The sequence below is a fragment of the Actinoplanes palleronii genome (genome assembly GCF_016862315.1).
GTDB lineage: Bacteria > Actinomycetota > Actinomycetes > Mycobacteriales > Micromonosporaceae > Actinoplanes > Actinoplanes palleronii.
In genome coordinates this window covers 35,321-52,171 of the sequence record NZ_BOMS01000040.1, presented here as the reverse complement: position 1 = coordinate 52,171, position 16,851 = coordinate 35,321, and the positions used below count along the sequence as shown (strand labels likewise).

The following is a 16,851-nucleotide window of genomic DNA, read 5'->3' as shown; positions in this document are numbered from 1 at the left end:
TCGGACCTCATTCTGCCGGACCGGAACCATTCGGTACTAACCCTGTGGATGACAGCCCGAACTAACGTCGAACCATGAACCTCCTCGGAGAGCTCCTGCTCCTGGCGTACGACGACGAGGGCCGGAAGATTCACGACGGCACCCGCCTGGACTACGGGCTCGGCGGCGCGTTGTTGCTGGAACTGACGCTGAGCGGCCGGATCGACGTGGTCGGCAAGGTCGTCGTGGTGATCGACCCGAGCCCGACCGGCGACCCGCTCGTGGACGACGCGCTGGCCCGGATCCGGGACGATTCGCGCGCCCGCAAGCCCGGTTATTGGGTCGGAAAGTTCGCAAAAGGCACACGGCAACGTGTCCTGGATCACCTGGTTTCGCGGGAAATTTTGCGGGTCGAGCACGGCACTGTTCTCTGGATCTTCCCGAAGACGACATATCCCGCCGTGCACGGGGCCGAACCGCCCGCCGAGACCGACGCCCGGCAGCGGATGCGGACGGCGGTGACCACGAACGGGGCGGTCGACGCCCGTACCGCTGCTCTGTGCTCGTTGGTCTCCGCGACCGACATGAACCGCAAGGTGTTCGCGGACCTGGACCGGCGGCAGGTCACCGCGCGACTGAAAGAGATCAGCGAGGGCGACTGGGCCTCGGCCGCCGTCAAGCGGGCGATCCAGGACGTGCAGACCGCGGTGATGGCCGGCGCGATCGCCGCGACCACCGCGGCCGCGACCGGGTCCGGGTAGAAAAGCGACCGGGACCGGATAGAAAAACGGCCGGCCTCGGAAGGCCGGCCGTTCCTCACGAAGAGATCAGGCTTCCTGCTTGAGCGAGCGCAGCAGCACGGTGGCGACGTCGACCACCTCGACCTCGTCCTGCTGACCCTTACCGGTCACCCCGTCGCCGATCATCGTGTAGCAGAACGGGCAGCCCACGGCGATCGTCTTCGCGCCGGTGGCCAGGGCCTCCTCGGTGCGCTCCACGTTGATCCGCTTGCCGATCCGCTCCTCCATCCACATCCGGGCGCCACCGGCGCCGCAGCAGAAGGACCGTTCCTGGTTGCGCGGCATCTCCTGGATCTCGCCCACGATCGACGAGCCCAGCAGCTCGCGCGGCGCGTCGAAGACCCGGTTGTGCCGGCCCAGGTAGCAGGGGTCGTGGTAGGTGACGCCGCCGTCGACCGGCTGGACCGGGGTGAGCTTGCCGGTGGCGACCAGGTGCGCCAGCAGCTGGGTGTGGTGCACCACCTCGACCTCGAGGCCGAGCTGCTCGTACTCGTTGCCCAGGGTGTTGAAGCAGTGCGGGCAGGTGGCGACGATCTTCTTGGACTTCTTCTCGCCGAACGCCTCGGTCAGGGTCTCGACGTTCTGCTGGGCCAGCATCTGGAAGATGAACTCGTTGCCGATCCGCCGCGCCGGGTCACCGGTGCAGGTCTCGCCCTCGCCGAGGATCGCGTACTTGACGCCGGCCTCGTGCAGCAGCGTGGCCACCGCGCGGGTGGTCTTCTTGGCCCGGTCCTCGAACGCGCCGGCGCAACCGACCCAGAACAGGTAGTCGAAGTCCTCGACGTCGCCGACCTTGGGCACCTCGAAGTCCAGGCCCTTGGTCCAGTCCTCGCGGGTGTTCTGCGGAGCGCCCCACGGGTTGCCCTTGTTCTCCAGGTTGCGCAGCATCACGCCGGCCTCGGAGGGGAAACTCGACTCGATGAGCACCTGGTAGCGCCGCATGTCGACGATGTGGTCGATGTGCTCGATGTCGACCGGGCACTGCTCGACGCAGGCGCCGCAGGTGGTGCACGACCAGAGCACGTCCGGGTCGATGACGCCCATGTCCTCGGCGGTGCCGATCAGCGGGCGGTTGCCCTCGGCGAGCGCCAGCACGTCCATGTGCGCGAGCTGGGCCTCGGTGGCCTTCTCCTCGCCGGTCAGGTCCTTGCCGCCGCCGCCCAGCAGGTAGGGCGCCTTGGCGTACGCGTGGTCACGCAGCGACAGGATCATCAGCTTCGGGGAGAGCGGCTTGGCGGTGTTCCACGCCGGGCACTGCGACTGGCAGCGGCCGCACTCGGTGCAGGTGGAGAAGTCGAGCAGGCCCTTCCAGGTGAACTGCTCGACCTGGGCGACGCCGAAGAGGTCCTTCTCCGGGTCGGCCTCCTCGAAGTCGAGCGGCTTGCCGTTGCTCATCATCGGCTTCAGCGCGCCGAGGCCGGAACCGGCCGGCTTCTCCGGGCTGCGCTTGAAGTAGATGTTGAAGAACGCCAGGAAGCGGTGCCAGGCCACGCCCATCGTCGGGTTCAGCGAGATGGTGATCAGCCAGCCCATCGAGATGAGCAGCTTGATCAGGGCGACCCAGGTGGGGCCGTCCTCCCAGGCCGGCAGCCCGGCGCCGATGGCGTGGCTGAGCGGTGCGGCCCAGACCGGGTAGGGGAAGTGGTCGTTGGCGACCTTGAGGCCGCGGATCAGGAATCCGCAGACCAGCACGCCCACGATGATCGACTCGACGAAGTACGCCTGCCACATGGTCGATCCGAGGAACCGGCTGCGCTTCACCGCGCCCGGCTTCTGCCGCTGGCGCACGAAGATCAGGTAGACGATGCCGACCGTGCCGAGGATCCCGAACCACTCGGTGACCAGCCCGAAGATCGCCCAGTGGCCGATGATCGGCAGCTCACCCTTCGGCGTCACCACCTCGAAATACGCCTCGAGGACCAGCGACGACAGGATGATGAAGGAGAACATCACGAACCAGTGGGCCGCACCGATGGCGCTCCACTTGAGCATCCGGGTGTGCCCGACCGACTCCTTGAGCAGGGTCTTGGTCCGGGTCTTCGGCTCGGTGAACCGGGCCGGGTCGGGTTGTCCCTGGCGGATCACCGAGGTGATCGTGAGAACGGCTCGTACCGCCAGGACAACGGCCACCACCGTGACCGCCCCCGCTAAGACGGTGGCGATGATCTGCGCGTAGCCCATGTGCGTTGTGCCTCCTCGGTCGGCTGGGCGCCAGCCTATGTTACCCATGAGTAATAGGCCGGTGCGGGCCGCAGGTCAAGGACTTGCGGCCCCTCAGCCGAAAGCGCACCCCACGCAGAGCGGGGGTGCGCTTGGTTTAGACGAAGTTCCGTCTAGGCAGTAAGCGGCGACGTGCCGCCTCAGCGCCAGCGGGACAGGATGCCCAGCGAGGCCACCATGCAACCGAAACCGACCGCGAGGTTCCAATACCGCCAACTCGCTACCGGGTATGCCTGGGAGGACAGGTAGTAGATCACCAGCCAGGCGATACCGACCACGATCAGGATTACCGCGGTTGCCGGCAACCAGGTCGGACTCGGCTTCTTGGACGCTGCGGCCACCGCTGGGCGGATGTCCGACGGCGCGGTGTAGAGCTTCTTCTTACGGACCTGCGATTTGGGCACGGAACTCTCCTGAGGGCAACAAGTGGTGAACAACCACCGGTGAGCGGCTCCGGGGACTCCGAATGCTGCCCGTGGCGAATACTGTTCGCCAGCTAGCGTAATCAAGTCGGCGCACAGACAGGCACCCACCGGGTCGAGAAAAAACCCGGCGTCGGCTCCCGAGGGCGGCCGGGCGGCTTTTTGAAGGGGACGAGACGTGGTTGAAAACGGTCGCGGCGCCTCCTGGCGACTGGCTCTGCGGCGCGCCGCGGGCAGCCTTGCGCCGCATCGCGGCGGGCGCCGGACGATGTGGTCCGTCGGGGTTCCGCTCATCGCGCTGGCGGCGGGCCTGCTCTTCACCACGTCCGCGACAACCGCCGACGGTACGTCACTGCGCGACGACCGGCGGCCCCAACTGGCGCAACTGATATCGGACAAAAAGGAACGCCTCGCCACCAGCGAAAAACGTGAGGCCGCCTTGCGTGGCGAGGTCGACCAGGAGACCGCCCGACTGGCCGAGGTGGAGCCTCCGGTGAAAGCGGCACGTGAGATAGCCGACGCCGTCCGCCAGCCGGCCGGGTTCACCGCCCTGCGCGGCCCGGGCCTGACGGTCAGCCTGAACGACTCGCCGCGGCGCGGATCCGACTTCGGCGACAACGCGCCGGACAACGACGATCTGGTCGTTCACCAGGGAGATGTCCAGGCCGTGGTGAACGCGATGTGGGCCGGCGGGGCCGAAGCTATGACGATCATGGATGTCCGCGTGATCTCCACGAGCGCGGTACGCTGTGTCGGCAATACGCTGCTCCTTCACGGCCAGGTCTTCTCCCCGCCATTCAAGATCACAGCAATCGGCGAACCCACAGCGATGCATCGTGCGTTGGAGTCCGCAGAAGGAGTCACAAGGTTCCGCGAGGCCGTCGCCGACTTCGGGCTCGGTTACGCGGAGAAGATGGAAAAGGACGTGACAGTGCGGGCGTACGACGGGTCGACCGACCTCCGATCCGCGCAGGCTGCCCAGTGACGAGCACGCCCGCGGAGTTCCAGGGGAGCCCGGCCGGCCGGGGGCGGCACCGCGCCCCGGATGCCGAGGCCAACACCGCGTACATCCCCCGGGTGAGCGACGCGTCGCCGGACGGCGTGCCCGGTGGGCCGCTGACCCCGCCGGTGGGGCTGGGCACGAACGTGAGCCCGCTTCCGGCCGGTTCGGCGCGGCCACCGCGCAGTGCCGAGGCCTCTCCCGCGGCGGATACCGCGATCATCGCGCCCGACGAGTCCGCGCAGCGCCGCATCCAGGCCGCGCAGACCGCTCAGGCCGACGCGCCGGCAGCGCCCGATCTCGACGCGGTGAGCGCGGCAGCGGCCGCGGCCCGGCGCCGGGCGATGCCGTCGAGCACGCAGGCCGCCGCCGAGGGTTTCGATTTCTTCGCCGGCCTGGCCGCTGAGGGCCAGACCGGCAACCCCATTTCTTCGGTACGACCGGAAGCCCCGGCCCCCGTCCCGGTGCGGCCACCGGCGCCACCGGCAGCCGCCGACACCCAGCAGATCCCGATCAGCGGGGCACCTGCCGCCCGGCCCGTCGAGCCACCGGCTGCCGCACCGGCCATGGCTCCGAGCTGGAACGCCGAGCCCACCCGCCCGCTGAGCCCCGCCGCGGCGCCGGCCCCGGTTCCCGCTCCGGCTCCGGTTTCCACTCCGGCTCCGGTTCCCGCTCCGGCTCCGTTCGCGCTGCCGGTGAACGCTGCCTGGAACGCCGGCACGGTGCAGGCCGGCAGCCTGACCACCCCGGAAACGCCCCGGAGCGCCACGCAGACGCCCGAACCCGCCTTCCGTGCCCCCTGGGAGCCCTCCGGCAGCATCACGCGCCCGATGGCCGCTGCGGGCGGCGTACCGATGGGGTCGGCGAACACCCGCTGGGCCACCAACGAGCCCCCGGCCGAAGCGCCGGTGCTCAACCCGGACCCGTCCCGGACCCAGATCATCCGGACCGTCGACGCGCCCACCGGCATGCTCCCGACCCTGACCCCGGGTGCACCGCTGCCCGGCAAGCTGACCGCCCTGCCCCCCGGCGCGGCGGCGCAGGCGGCGCGCGACGCCGCCGGGCCGGAAGCGACCCTCGGCGCCGCCTCGGTCAGCGGCATCCCGGCCGCACCCGCCGACGCGACGGACGAGCCGGCGGACCCCGCCGAGCCGCCCAAGCGCGGTGAGAAGGTGGTCAAGCTCCGCCCGGAGCAGACCGACGAGGGCTACAAGAGCGTCTACTCCGAGCTGACCCGGCCGACCCCGGCGTCCCGGCTGCGGACCGGCATCCGCGGCGCCGGCGAGCTGATGATCACTTTCGGTCTGATCGTGCTGCTGTTCGCCGGCTACGAAGTTTTCGGCAATTCCGCCGCAGTGCAGGCCGAACAGGACAATCTGGCCTCGGAGCTGGATCAGGCGTGGGCCGATCCGACCGTCGCGCCGAGCTCGACCACGGCGAAGGGCCCGGCCGCACCCGGGGAAAACCTGGTCGGCCGCCTCTACATCCCGAAGCTCGACAAGGAGTGGGTGGTCGTCGACGGTGTCCGCCCGCAGGACATCAAGTACGCCCCCGGCCACTACCCGGAGACCGCCAAACCCGGCCAGATCGGCAACTTCTCGGTGGCCGGCCACCGGATCAAGAAGATCTTCTGGCGGATCGACGAGCTGACCGACGGCGACGTGATCGGCGTCGAGACCCGCGACAACTGGTACGTCTACCACGTCTACAACCAGCAGGTCGTGGTGCCGAACCAGGTCGAGGTGGTCGCGCCGGTGCCGAACGAGCCGGGTGCCACCCCGACCAAGGCGCTGCTCACGCTGACCACCTGCAACCCGAAGTTCAACAACTACCAGCGGCTGATCGTGCACGCGGAGCTGGTCAAGACGGTGCCGCGGGACCAGACCCAGCCGAACGCCGGCATGCCGGCCGAGATGAAGACGAAGGCATAAGCGGATGTACGCCTGGATCTGGCGCAAGCTCCCGGGTGGCCTCTGGAGCCGGCTGACCATGTCGATCGTGATGCTTGCCGCGGTCGGGTCACTGCTCTGGTACGTGATCTTCCCGTGGGCGACACCGCTGCTGCCCTTCGACGACGTGCAGGTCGGCGACACCGGGCAGATCGACCCGAACTCGGTGAACCCGAACTCCGAGGTCTCGCCCGGTACGGTGCCGTCGGCGGGGCCCGACGCATCCGCGCCCGACGCGATCCCGTACAGCACGACCTCCAACCAGCCGGACTCCGGCGGCCTAGCAGGGGACGACTGACGTGCGCATCCTCGTGATCGACAACTACGACTCGTTCGTTTTCAACCTGGTGCAGTACCTCGGCCAGCTCGGCGCGGAGTGCGAGGTGCGACGCAACGACGAGATCAGCGTCGCCGAGGTGGGCGCCATGGGCGCGGCGGGCATCCTGCTCTCGCCCGGCCCGGGTGAGCCGACCCGCGCCGGGATCATGCTCGACGTGATCAAGTCGTACGCCGGAAAGGTCCCGCTCTTCGGGGTCTGCCTGGGTCACCAGGCGATCGGCGCGGCCTTCGGCGCCACGGTGACCAGAGCGCCGGAGCTGCTGCACGGCAAGACCTCGCTGGTCCACCACAACGGCACGGGGGTGCTGGCCGGGCTGCCGGACCCGTTCACCGCGACCCGGTACCACTCGCTCACCGTGCTGGCCGAGACGCTGCCGGACGAGATCGAGGTGACCGGCCGGACCGACTCCGGCGTGGTGATGGCGATGCGGCACCGCACGCTGCCGATCGAGGGTGTGCAGTTCCACCCGGAGTCGGTGCTCACCGAGGGCGGCCACACCATGCTGGCGAACTGGCTGGCCACCTGCGGCCTGCCGTCCGCGCTGGAGAAGGCGCCCACGCTGGCCGCCGAGGTGGAGACCCGCCGCCGCTCGGCGTTCGCCACCGCCTGATCAGCCTGCCGCATTCACCTGCTGCATCCGCCTGCGAAAAGAGCCGGCCGCCCACGACGGGCGGCCGGCTCTTTCGTGAATCAGAGGGTCAGAGCCCGTCGCCGGTGCCGGTGTCGGTCGGGTCCGGCGACGGGGACTCGCTCGGGTCGACCGACGGGGCCGCGTCGACCACGCCGAAGCTGATCGTGGTGCCGGCGTCGACCTTGCTCTTGGCCTTCTTGCTCTGGCTGACCACCGTGCCGGCCGGCTTCGTGCCATCGTTCGGCACGATCTGCGCGTTGGGGTTCAGGCCGACGTTCTCCAACAGCGCCTTCGCGCCGTCCTCGGTCTGGCCGATCAGGTTCGGCACCAGGACGAGCTGGTTGTTGGAGACCGTGATGGTGATCGTCGTGTCCGGGTCGACCGTGTCGCCCTCGCTCTCGACATCGAGCACCTGGTTCTTCGGCTCAGCGCTGTCCTTGGTGTCGACAGTGAACTTCAGACCGGCTCTGGTCAGGGCCGCCTCGGCGGCCGCCCTGGTGCCGCCGACCAGGCCGGTCGGGACGGTGACCTTGTCCGGTGCGTTGCAGATCGTGTACGTGACCTGTGTGGTGACCGGGATCTGCGTGCCCTTCTCCGGGGTCTGCAGCTTCACCTCGCTGTTGCAGTCCTCGTCCTGCACCGGCTTGTTCGGCGACGAGTTGGTCAGACCGGCCTTGGCCAGCACATCCTTCGCGTCGGACTCGGTGAGGCCGGTGATGTTCGGCATCGCCACCTGCTGGGGCGCCACCGGGGTGTCGTTGCCCTTGTCCTTGTTCTTGTCCAGCGCCAGCGCGACGCCGAGCACGATCACCACCAGCACACCGAGGCCGGCCAGCGCGGCCCACACCCAGGACTGCTTGTTGTCCGGCGGCCGGCCACCGCCGCCCATGGTGTTCTGGATCGGCCGCTGCATCGTGGTGGCCGCCGCCTGCGGCTGCCACTGGCGCGGGCCGCTGGTCATCGCGACGGTCTCGGCGTCGTTCATCACCGGGGTCGCCAGGACCGGACGCCCGGAGGCCGCGCGCAACGCGTCGGCGCGCATCTCCTGCGAGCTCTGGTACCGGTTCAGCGGGTTCTTCGCCAGCGCCTTCAGCACGATCGCGTCGAGGTCCGGTGAGATCTCCCGGACGATCGAGCTCGGTGACTTGGGCTCCTCCCGGACATGCTGATATGCCACGCTCACCGGGCTGTCGCCGACGAACGGCGGGTGCCCGACGAGCAGTTCGAACAGGACACAACCGGCCGCGTACACATCGGACCGGGCGTCGACGGCCTCGCCGCGCGCCTGCTCCGGGGAAAGATACTGAGCGGTGCCGATCACCGCGCTGGTCTGCGTCATCGTGGTCGCGCCGCTGGCCAGGGCCCGGGCGATACCGAAGTCCATGACCTTGACCTGGCCGCTCTGCGTGATCATCACGTTGCCGGGCTTGATGTCCCGGTGGATGATCCCGTGCCGGTGGCTGAACTCCAGCGCGGCGCAGATGTCGGCGATGATCTCCAGCGCCCGTCGCGGCTGCAGTCGCTGCTCCTGGGCCAGCTCCTCCTTGAGGGTCTGCCCGTTGACGAACTCCATCACGATGAACGGCTGCTTCTCACCGGCCGGCGAGATCTCCTCGCCGGTGTCGTAGACGGCCACGATGGCCGGGTGGTTCAGCGCGGCCGAGTTCTGCGCCTCGCGGCGGAAGCGCTCCTGGAAGGTCGCGTCCCGGGCCAGGTCGGTACGCAACATCTTGATCGCGACATCGCGGCCGAGGCGGAGGTCACGTCCTCGGTGCACCTCTGCCATGCCGCCATATCCGAGCAGCTCGCCGACCTGGTACCTGCCACCGAGCAGTCGGGCCTGCGCCGTCATAGCGTCTGTCGTCCTTCGTTAGGTCGGATCAGGCCGAGCTGGGGATCGACCTTCAGTAGACGGTACGACGCCACCGAAACCGGGTCGGCGGCCGTGCCCATCCGGAGAATAGCCGCCGAGCTGCTGCGATCACCCAGCGCGCGTTCGGCGCCCTCTTGGCCATTGCCATGTTGATACAGGAACGAGATGACACCGGCGCAGAGCAGGACCAAGAGCGCGAGCACCACCGCGAGCACGATCAACACCTGACGGCCGAACGTGCCCTGCGGCTTGCCCATCGGCATCGGCATCGGTTGCGGCTGCTGCGGGTACCCGTTGTTGTTCGGCGGCCCGGACTGCGGCCGGTAGTGCGGCGGCATCGGCGGCGCCACCGGCGGGGCCGGCGGAGCGGACGGCACCGACGCGGCGCCCCGGTGACCCGAGCCCGAGGTCGGCCGCGGCACCGAGGCGCGAGCCTGCGGGGCCGGGCTGACCGGAGTGGCCCGGATCGGCTGGCTCACCGGCGGCTGCACCGTGGTGGTCAGCGAGGACGCGGCCTGCCGGGCCACGGCCGCCATCGCCGCGGCGCTGGGCCAGCGGGCCGCCGGGTCCTTGGCCAGCGCGCGCTCCACGATGGCGCGGACCGCGGGCGGGATGTCACCGGGCAGCGGGCGAGGCGTCTCCCGGACGTGCTTCATGGCGATCTCGATCGGGGTGGCCCCGTCGAACGGCCGGTGCCCGGAGAGGCACTGGTAGGCCACCACGCCGAGGGCGTACACATCGGAGGCCGGGGTGGCCACGTCGCCGGCGGCCTGCTCCGGCGAGATGTACGACGCGGTGCCGAGCACCGCGCCGGCCACGGTCAGCTGCCCGACCATGGCGGATCGGGCGATGCCGAAGTCGGTCAGCACGAGCGTGCCGTTCGGCCGGACCAGCAGGTTGCCGGGCTTCACGTCGCGGTGCACGATGCCGTTCGCGTGCGCGGCCTGCAGCGCGTCGGCGGCCTGGGCGACGAGCGCCATGGTCCGGGCCGGGGTGAGCCGGCCGACCCGGCTCAGCGTACGGGACAGCGCGTCGCCCTCGACGTACTCCATCACCAGGAACGCGAGCTGCTGGTCGCTGCCGTAGTCGTAGACGTCGACCACGCCGGGGTGGTTGATGGTCGCCATGGTGCGCGCCTCGCCGCGGAACCGCTCGGCGAAGCCGGGCTCGTCCAACAGCGCGGGAAGAAGAATCTTGACGGCGACGGTCCGGCCCAGCACGTTGTCCGTGCCTCGCCAGACGTCACCCATGCCACCGCCGGCGATCCGCTCTTCCAAGCGGTAGCGCCCACCGAGCGTGACCCCCGGGCGGATCATGTCAGTTCCCTCCCCCGCCGGCCGCGGCCTTCATGATCAGCCCGGCGATGCGTGCGGCCTCGGCACTCGCGTGGCCGCCGGAAACGTTCTCCAGCATGACGCAGACCGCGGAGACCGGCTCACCCTTGTCGTTGAACGCGAACCCGACGAACCACCCGTGCGGATCGGCGCCCTCGGCGTTCTGCGCGGTGCCGGTCTTGCCACCGACGGTATACCCGTCGATCTTCGCGTTCTTGCCGGTGCCGTTCTCGACGACACTGACCATCATGTCCTTGAGCTTCGCGGCGACACCACTGTCGACCGGGCTGCGCAGCTTCTGCGGCGAGGCGCTGTAGATCGTCCGGCGGTCCGGGCCGAGCAGCTTCTGCACCAGGTAGGGCCGCATCTGGTCGCCGCCGTTGGCCACCGTGGCGGCCATCAGCGCGCCCTGCATCGGCGTGATCCGCACGTCCCGCTGGCCGAGCGACGACTGGGCCAGGGCGGCCTTGTCGGTGCTGCCGTCCGGGTTCGCGATGTCGCCGGTGTGGCTGGCCGCCACCGCCAGGCCGTCGCCGCTCTCCAGGTCGCCGACCTTGAGGTCTTCCTGCTCGAAGCCGAAGTCCTGCGCGGCCTTCTTGACCTTCTCGGCGCCGAGCTTCACGCCGAGCTTGGCGTACCCGGTGTTGCAGCTCTCGGTCAGCGCTTCCTTCAGCGTGACCTGGCCGTCCGGGCACACCTCGTCCTCGGCGTTGCGGATCGTCGCGCCGCCCTCGCGGTAGACGCTGCCGGCCGGGATCTCGGTGTCGACGCCGTACCCGTTCTGCAGGGCCGCGGCCGAGACGATCACCTTGAACACCGAGCCGGGCGGCAGGGTCTGCGCCAGCGCCCGGTTCAGCAGCGGCTGGTTCTTGTCGGCGTTCAGTTCCTTGTACGCCTTGGCGGCCGCCGCCTTGTCGTGCGTGACCAGCTGGTTCGGGTCGTAGCTCGGCATCGAGACGAGCGCCTGGATCGCGCCGGTCTTCGGGTCGATCGCGACCGCCGCGCCCTTGGTCGCGCCCCGCTCGTTGTCGGTCATCTGCTTCCAGGCGACCTCTTGAGCCTTGCTCTTCAACGACAGCATCACGTTGCCGCCACCGGTGTTCTCCCCGGTGAACATGTCGCTGATCCGGTTCGCGAAGAGCTTGTCGCTCTCACCGGAGAGGAAGTCGTTCTCGCTCGCCTCCATACCGGTGGCGAGGTTGCTGACCGGCTTGTACCCGAGGACCGGAGCGTAGATCTCCTTCTTCGGGTAGACCCGGAGGTACTTGAGGGTGTCGTCGGTCGCCCGGCTCTCGGCCAGGGCGGTGCCGCTGTCGGCCTCGATCACGCCACGGGGGCGTTTGTACTCGTCGACCGTGACCCGCGGGTTCCACACGTTGGTGCGGTACTCGTTGGCCTTGTAGGCCTGCACCCAGTTCAGGTTCGCAAAGATCATCCCGAAGAGGACGAAGAGAACGACGCCGGACTTGCGAAGGGGGGCATTCACGGCTTGATCACCTCCGTCATGGCGCCGTGCAACTGGGTGGGAGCTTTCTTCGGACCGGAGCGATCCGGTCCACCGGCGCCCGTCGCCGGACCCCTCGCCGCGTTCGAGATGCGCAGCAGCATCGCGATGAGCAGCCAGTTCGCCATCAGCGAGGAGCCACCGGCGGAGAGGAACGGCGTGGTCTGACCGGTCAGCGGGATGAGACCGGTGATGCCACCGAGGATGACGAAGACCTGCAAGCCCAGCGTGAACGAGAGCCCGCCGGCGACCAGCTTGCCGAACGAGTCGCGCACACCGAGCGCCGTGCGCAGGCCGCGCATCGCGATGAGCATGTAGCAGACCAGCAGGGCGGAGAGACCGAAGAGGCCGATCTCCTCACCGAGGCCGGCGAAGATGAAGTCGTTCTGCACCTCGGGCACCGACAGCGGCGAGCCGGCACCCGGCCCGGCGCCGAACAGGCCACCGGTGCCCAGCCCGAGCAGGCCCTGCACCAGCTGGTAACTGCCGCCGAGCCGGTTGTACTGCTCCGGGTCGAACGGGCTCAGCCAGACGTCGGCGCGGTCGTAGAAGTTGGCGAACGGGCCGCCGACCGACGCGCCGAGCAGGTACGCGATGTAGACGCCGCCGAAGAACAGCAGCAAACCGATGATCAGCCAGCTGGAGCGCTCGGTGGCGACGTAGAGCGTCACGATGAACAGGCCGAAGTACAGCAGCGCGGTGCCGAGGTCCTTCTCGAAGACCAGGACCAGCAGGCTGAACAGCCACACCGTGACGACCGGGCCGAGGTCGCGGCCGCGTGGGAAGTCGATGCCGAGGAAGCGCTTGCTGGCCAGCGAGAGCACTTCCCGTTTGCGCACCAGGTAATACGCGAAGAACGTGACGAGCATCAGCTTGGCGAACTCACCCGGCTGGATCGAGACACCGGGCAACTTGATCCACAGCTTCGCGCCGTTCACCTCGGAGAGGCTGGCGGGCAGCACCGCCGGGATCATCATCAGCACGATGCCGGTCAGGCCGAGCGTGTACGCGTACTTCGAGATGTTCTTGTGGTCGCGGATCAACAGGAGCAGCACCGAGGCAAGGATCAACGAGATCAGCGTCCAGGCGAGCTGGCGGCCGCCGATCCCGGAGAAGATCCCGGGCGGGCCCTCCTTCTCGTTGAGCGCGTTGGCGATGTCGATGCGGCGCAGGAACGCCACACCGATGCCGTTGATCAGGGCCACCGTGGGCAGCAGGACGGGATCCGCGTACGGAGCCACGTACCGAACCACGATGTGCAGACCGAGGAAGAGGATGCTGAGCAGCGCGGCCGGCACCCAGAAGTTCGGCTGGAGCTCGTCGTACTTGTTCGCTTCCACGGTCGCGCCGAACGCCGCGACGAGCACCATGGCGAAAGCCAGGAGCCCGAGCTCGGCGTTGCGACGAGTCCTCAATCCCGGGATACGCGACAGCTCACCCGTGGAAGCGGGCGAAGGAGCCGGTACGGCGGGCGCGGTCAAGAAATTCCCCAGACGTTGTAGGCCGTGTTCAGTCGGCGGTCCGGCAACCGACCGTGTCGGCGGCCGAGGACGCACCCTCGGACGGTTGAACGCTCGGCGCGGTGGCCGGAGCCGAAGTCACAGTGGGCGGAACCGAAGTCGCGGTGACCGGCGCCGAAGTCGCGGTGCTCGCCGCCGGGCGAACCGGCGCCGAAGCCGACGGTGCGGCACTGGAGACGGAGCAGACCGGCTTGAGGTTGGAGCCGTCCTCGCTGGTCAGCTCGGTGAGCACGCTGCGCGCGTCATGCTGGCTCTCGGCGTGGATGCCCTGCTTGACCCGCTCCTGAGCGACCGAGGTCAGGTCGTCCAGGCGGACCGTGCTGGTCTCGCTCACCGTGGAGAGGTCGAGCCCGGCGATCTGACCCGGCACACCCTGGAAAATGGCAAGCTGACCACTATCGGTCGCGCCGACGTAATACTGGTCTTGGGTGTACTGCCAGCCGGCCCAGAGTCCGCCGCCCAGCACGCCGAGCAGCAGCAGGACCAGCAGCGTCGTGCGGACCGGATGACCGGCCGGCTCGGGCTCGCGGTCGTACCCGTCGCTCTCCGGCTGGGCCGGGCGCGGCGGTGGCTGCTTGAGCGCGGCCGCCCGGGACGCCGGGGTGGAACTGTCCGCCACGGTGGTGTTGCCCCGGTCGAGCGAGGCCGCGCCGCCGACGATCGGCGCCTGCTCGACGATGTCCGCGTCGGTCAGATCGGCGATCACCACGGTGATGTTGTCCGGTCCGCCGCCCCGCAGCGCGAGCTGGATCAGCCGCTCGACGCAGGCCTTCGGGTCGGCGATCTCCTGCATGGTCTGGCCGATCGTCTCGGCGCTGACCACGCCGGACAAGCCGTCGCTGCAGATCATGTACCGATCGCCCTTGAGCACCTGGCGGACCGAGTACTCCGGGTCGATGTCCCGGCCGTCGAGCGCCCGGGTGAGCAGCGACCGCTGCGGGTGGCTGCTCGCCTCCTCCGGGCTGACCCGGCCCTCGTCGACGAGCATCTGGACGTAGGTGTCGTCCTTGGTGATCTGCGCGAACTCGCCCTTGCGGAGCAGGTAGGCACGCGAGTCACCGATGTGCACCATGCCGAACTTGCTGCCGGTGAAGAGCACCGCGGTCAGCGTGGTGCCCATACCCTCCATCTGAGGGTTGGCGTCGACCGTGTCACGCAGCTGCTGGTTGGCGGTGCCGACGGCATGCCGCAGCGCGTCGACCAGGGCGTCACCCGGGACGTCGTCGTCGAGTGGCGCCATGGCGGCGATAACGATGTTGGAAGCGACGTCACCGGCGGCCATGCCGCCCATCCCGTCCGCGACAGCAAGAAGCCGCGGCCCGGCGTAGACGGAGTCCTGGTTCAGGTCTCGGATCAGACCGCGGTCGCTCTGAGCGGCATAGCGCAGGGTCAGGGTCATGGCCGCAACTCGAGAGAAGTGCGTCCGATACGGATCGGGACGCCAAGGGGGACGGGGGTGGGTCCGGAGACCTTACCGCGATCAAGGTAAGTGCCGTTGGTCGAGCCGAGGTCCTCTACGAACCACTGGCCGTCCCGAGGCACCAGCCGGGCATGCCGGGCCGACGCGAAGTCATCGGTGATGACCAACGTGGAATCCTCAGCGCGCCCGATCGTGATCGGAGCCTCACCGAGGGTGATCCGCGTGCCGGCCAAGTTGCCGGCGGTCACCACCAGTTGCCGTGCCGCCTTACCGCGTTTCGCCTTTGCCGGCCGACCCGGAAGCACCATGCCACCCACCCCCCGAGGGCTGGCGACGATGCTCTTCGACCGGGAACCCGCGAAGAGGTCCCGCCGGATCACCCCGACCACCGTGAACACGAAGATCCACAGGAGGATCAGGAACCCGAACCGGGCAACGGTGAGGACAAATTCGGGCAAGGCCGCTAGCCGTCCACTCGGAAGGTGAGCGTGGTCGTACCGAGCTGGATCATGTCGCCCGGGTTCAGCGCCACGGCCGAGACGCGCTGGCCGTTCACCATCGTCCCGTTCGTCGAGCCGAGGTCGGTCAGCACCACCTGGTTGCCGTCATAGTCCAGCCGGGCGTGCCGGCGCGAGATGCCGACATCCGGCAGGCGCAGGTTCGCCTGGTCGCCACGACCGATCACGGTCGAGCCCATCTGCAACGGGTAGGTCCGTCCGTCTCCGGAGACCAGGCCCACGCTGCGCGGAGCACCGTGACCGCCGCCGCCGTGCGGCGGGTAGCCGCCACCGTGCTGCTGGTCATAGGGCGAGTACTGCGGGCCGGCGTCGTACGCCGGCTGCTGCACCGGTGCGACTTCGCCGCCGGTGTAGACCTCCGCGGTGACCCGGAACATGCCGGTGTCCAGTCCGTCGCCGCGCTCGATCTCGACGATCACGTCGCCGTAGACCGTCCACGCCTGCTCGCCGATGAACTCGGCCTGCGACTGCGCCAGCTCCTGCGCCAGGGCAGCCGCGTACGGCGCCAGACGCCCGTGGTCGTAGGGCGACAGGTCGATCACGTAGCGGTTGGGCACGAGGGTGCGGCCACCGGCGAGAATGGCCTTGTGTGCCTCGGCCTCCCGCTGCATGGCATTCAGGATCTCCACTGGGTGCACGACACCCTTGAACACCTTCGCGAAGGCCCCCTCGACAAGGCCTTCCAATCGCTTCTCAAAGCGCTGCAGCACGCTCACCGGCTCCTCCTCGGGTCCCGAGGACATGATGGTATCCGGCCGCTGCTTGCGCATCTGCTGCCCAAGAGCTGCCGGCACTTCTGACCCTCGTATGGCGCTCCGCGACGCCGTGCTAATGTTTCCTCCGTCGCGGGGCGATATCAACTTGCTTGGTAGTGCCTTCGATAACTACGAGCGACAGCGTAGTCTGTTGCACGTAGTAACCTGAAGCAGGCCCGCAAGGCCGGTTTCAGCGGTCACCGGGGTCCGTTATATGATCCTAGAGACCAAGTCACATGGGGATGTGGCGGAATGGCAGACGCGCACGGTTCAGGTCCGTGTGTCCGAAAGGACGTGGGGGTTCAACTCCCCCCATCCCCACGAGTGCGAAAGGGCGGCCCATGCCTGCGGATAGCGCAGGCCGGGGTCGCCCTCGTCATATCTGCTCCGGGGGCCGAGCCCCCGGAAGCCCCGCATCACGGTGATCAACGTGGGTGGCGAGGGTCACGGTCGGCCTCGGGTCACTCGGGCTCGCCCTTCGGGCTTCGCCTTCTTCCCTTTCTCGTACGGAGTGAAGCGCGGCGCGTTTCGGGGATGCCCCGGTGTGGTCCTGCGCGGTTGGGTTGGTGGGGCGCGGCGGTAAGCT

14 protein-coding genes and 1 tRNA gene are annotated in these 16,851 nt (G+C 68.9%); 6 read left to right on the top strand and 9 right to left on the bottom strand.

What is annotated here, in order from left to right:
- The first annotated feature begins 74 nt into the window (after positions 1-74).
- A complete protein-coding gene (locus tag Apa02nite_RS13785) occupies positions 75-740 on the top strand; it encodes a GOLPH3/VPS74 family protein (RefSeq protein WP_203825344.1) in 666 nt (221 codons plus the stop codon).
- Positions 741-806: 66 nt separating this feature from the next.
- On the opposite strand, the gene Apa02nite_RS13780 is transcribed toward Apa02nite_RS13785, so the two are convergent.
- Together Apa02nite_RS13780 and Apa02nite_RS13775 are read right to left on the bottom strand one after the other, a co-directional pair.
- Positions 807-2,960, bottom strand: a complete 2,154-nt coding sequence (locus tag Apa02nite_RS13780) for a (Fe-S)-binding protein (RefSeq protein ID WP_203825343.1) — start codon at positions 2,958-2,960, stop codon at positions 807-809.
- A gap of 179 nt (positions 2,961-3,139) precedes the next feature.
- Entirely contained in the window at positions 3,140-3,403 is a 264-nt protein-coding gene (locus Apa02nite_RS13775) for a cell division protein CrgA (protein WP_203825342.1), read from the bottom strand.
- 196 nt (positions 3,404-3,599) lie between these two features.
- Here Apa02nite_RS13775 and Apa02nite_RS13770 point away from each other — a divergent pair, with 196 nt between their 5' ends.
- From Apa02nite_RS13770 to Apa02nite_RS13755, 4 genes are read left to right on the top strand one after another with little or no spacing between them, the layout of a single operon-like run.
- Positions 3,600-4,406 carry a DUF881 domain-containing protein gene (locus Apa02nite_RS13770; protein WP_067701865.1) on the top strand — a complete coding sequence of 269 codons (807 nt, stop codon included), beginning with the start codon at positions 3,600-3,602 and terminating at the stop codon, positions 4,404-4,406.
- On the top strand, positions 4,403-6,352 hold the full coding sequence (locus Apa02nite_RS51025; RefSeq protein ID WP_239164304.1) for a class E sortase: 1,950 nt from the start codon (positions 4,403-4,405) through the stop codon (positions 6,350-6,352). The genes Apa02nite_RS13770 and Apa02nite_RS51025 overlap by 4 nt, the downstream gene beginning before the upstream one ends.
- 4 nt (positions 6,353-6,356) lie before the next feature.
- Complete coding sequence (locus Apa02nite_RS13760) at positions 6,357-6,668, top strand: hypothetical protein (protein WP_067701868.1); 312 nt, start codon at positions 6,357-6,359, stop codon at positions 6,666-6,668.
- Between the two features lies 1 nt (position 6,669).
- Positions 6,670-7,320 (top strand): aminodeoxychorismate/anthranilate synthase component II, encoded by a 651-nt coding sequence (locus Apa02nite_RS13755; protein ID WP_203825341.1) that lies wholly within the window; start codon positions 6,670-6,672, stop codon positions 7,318-7,320.
- An 88-nt stretch (positions 7,321-7,408) separates the two neighbouring features.
- Here Apa02nite_RS13755 and pknB read toward each other — a convergent pair whose 3' ends face one another.
- From pknB to Apa02nite_RS13720, 7 genes are all read right to left on the bottom strand, one after another.
- Positions 7,409-9,193, bottom strand: coding sequence for a Stk1 family PASTA domain-containing Ser/Thr kinase (pknB, locus tag Apa02nite_RS13750; protein WP_203825340.1), 1,785 nt, complete (start codon positions 9,191-9,193; stop codon positions 7,409-7,411).
- The gene (locus Apa02nite_RS13745) at positions 9,190-10,530 is read right to left on the bottom strand and encodes a serine/threonine-protein kinase (protein WP_067701877.1); all 1,341 of its coding nucleotides are present in this window, start codon (positions 10,528-10,530) and stop codon (positions 9,190-9,192) included. The genes pknB and Apa02nite_RS13745 overlap by 4 nt, the downstream gene beginning before the upstream one ends.
- Before the next feature lies 1 nt (position 10,531).
- A complete protein-coding gene (locus Apa02nite_RS13740) occupies positions 10,532-12,034 on the bottom strand; it encodes a peptidoglycan D,D-transpeptidase FtsI family protein (protein WP_203825339.1) in 1,503 nt (500 codons plus the stop codon).
- The gene (locus Apa02nite_RS13735; RefSeq protein ID WP_203825404.1) at positions 12,031-13,422 is read right to left on the bottom strand and encodes an FtsW/RodA/SpoVE family cell cycle protein; all 1,392 of its coding nucleotides are present in this window, start codon (positions 13,420-13,422) and stop codon (positions 12,031-12,033) included. Before Apa02nite_RS13735 ends, Apa02nite_RS13740 begins: the two co-directional genes overlap by 4 nt.
- 139 nt (positions 13,423-13,561) lie before the next feature.
- Complete coding sequence (locus tag Apa02nite_RS13730) at positions 13,562-14,971, bottom strand: PP2C family protein-serine/threonine phosphatase (protein ID WP_203825338.1); 1,410 nt, start codon at positions 14,969-14,971, stop codon at positions 13,562-13,564.
- Complete coding sequence (locus tag Apa02nite_RS13725) at positions 14,968-15,450, bottom strand: FHA domain-containing protein FhaB/FipA (protein ID WP_067701889.1); 483 nt, start codon at positions 15,448-15,450, stop codon at positions 14,968-14,970. Before Apa02nite_RS13725 ends, Apa02nite_RS13730 begins: the two co-directional genes overlap by 4 nt.
- Before the next feature lie 5 nt (positions 15,451-15,455).
- Positions 15,456-16,253, bottom strand: a complete 798-nt coding sequence (locus tag Apa02nite_RS13720; protein WP_067702170.1) for an FHA domain-containing protein — start codon at positions 16,251-16,253, stop codon at positions 15,456-15,458.
- A gap of 250 nt (positions 16,254-16,503) precedes the next feature.
- On the opposite strand from Apa02nite_RS13720, the gene Apa02nite_RS13715 reads away from it, so the two are divergent.
- Positions 16,504-16,586: transfer RNA gene (locus Apa02nite_RS13715), tRNA-Leu, on the top strand.
- Positions 16,587-16,851: the final 265 nt, after the last annotated feature.

Coding starts and splice junctions, on each gene's coding strand:
- Apa02nite_RS13735 (WP_203825404.1), bottom strand. CDS start 13,422: ATGGTGCTCGTCGCGGCGTTCGGCGCGACCGTGGAAGCGAACAAGTAC.
- pknB (WP_203825340.1), bottom strand. CDS start 9,193: ATGACGGCGCAGGCCCGACTGCTCGGTGGCAGGTACCAGGTCGGCGAG.
- Apa02nite_RS13720 (WP_067702170.1), bottom strand. CDS start 16,253: ATGTCCTCGGGACCCGAGGAGGAGCCGGTGAGCGTGCTGCAGCGCTTT.
- Apa02nite_RS13745 (WP_067701877.1), bottom strand. CDS start 10,530: ATGATCCGCCCGGGGGTCACGCTCGGTGGGCGCTACCGCTTGGAAGAG.
- Apa02nite_RS13780 (WP_203825343.1), bottom strand. CDS start 2,960: ATGGGCTACGCGCAGATCATCGCCACCGTCTTAGCGGGGGCGGTCACG.
- Apa02nite_RS13760 (WP_067701868.1), top strand. CDS start 6,357: ATGTACGCCTGGATCTGGCGCAAGCTCCCGGGTGGCCTCTGGAGCCGG.
- Apa02nite_RS13730 (WP_203825338.1), bottom strand. CDS start 14,971: ATGACCCTGACCCTGCGCTATGCCGCTCAGAGCGACCGCGGTCTGATC.
- Apa02nite_RS13785 (WP_203825344.1), top strand. CDS start 75: ATGAACCTCCTCGGAGAGCTCCTGCTCCTGGCGTACGACGACGAGGGC.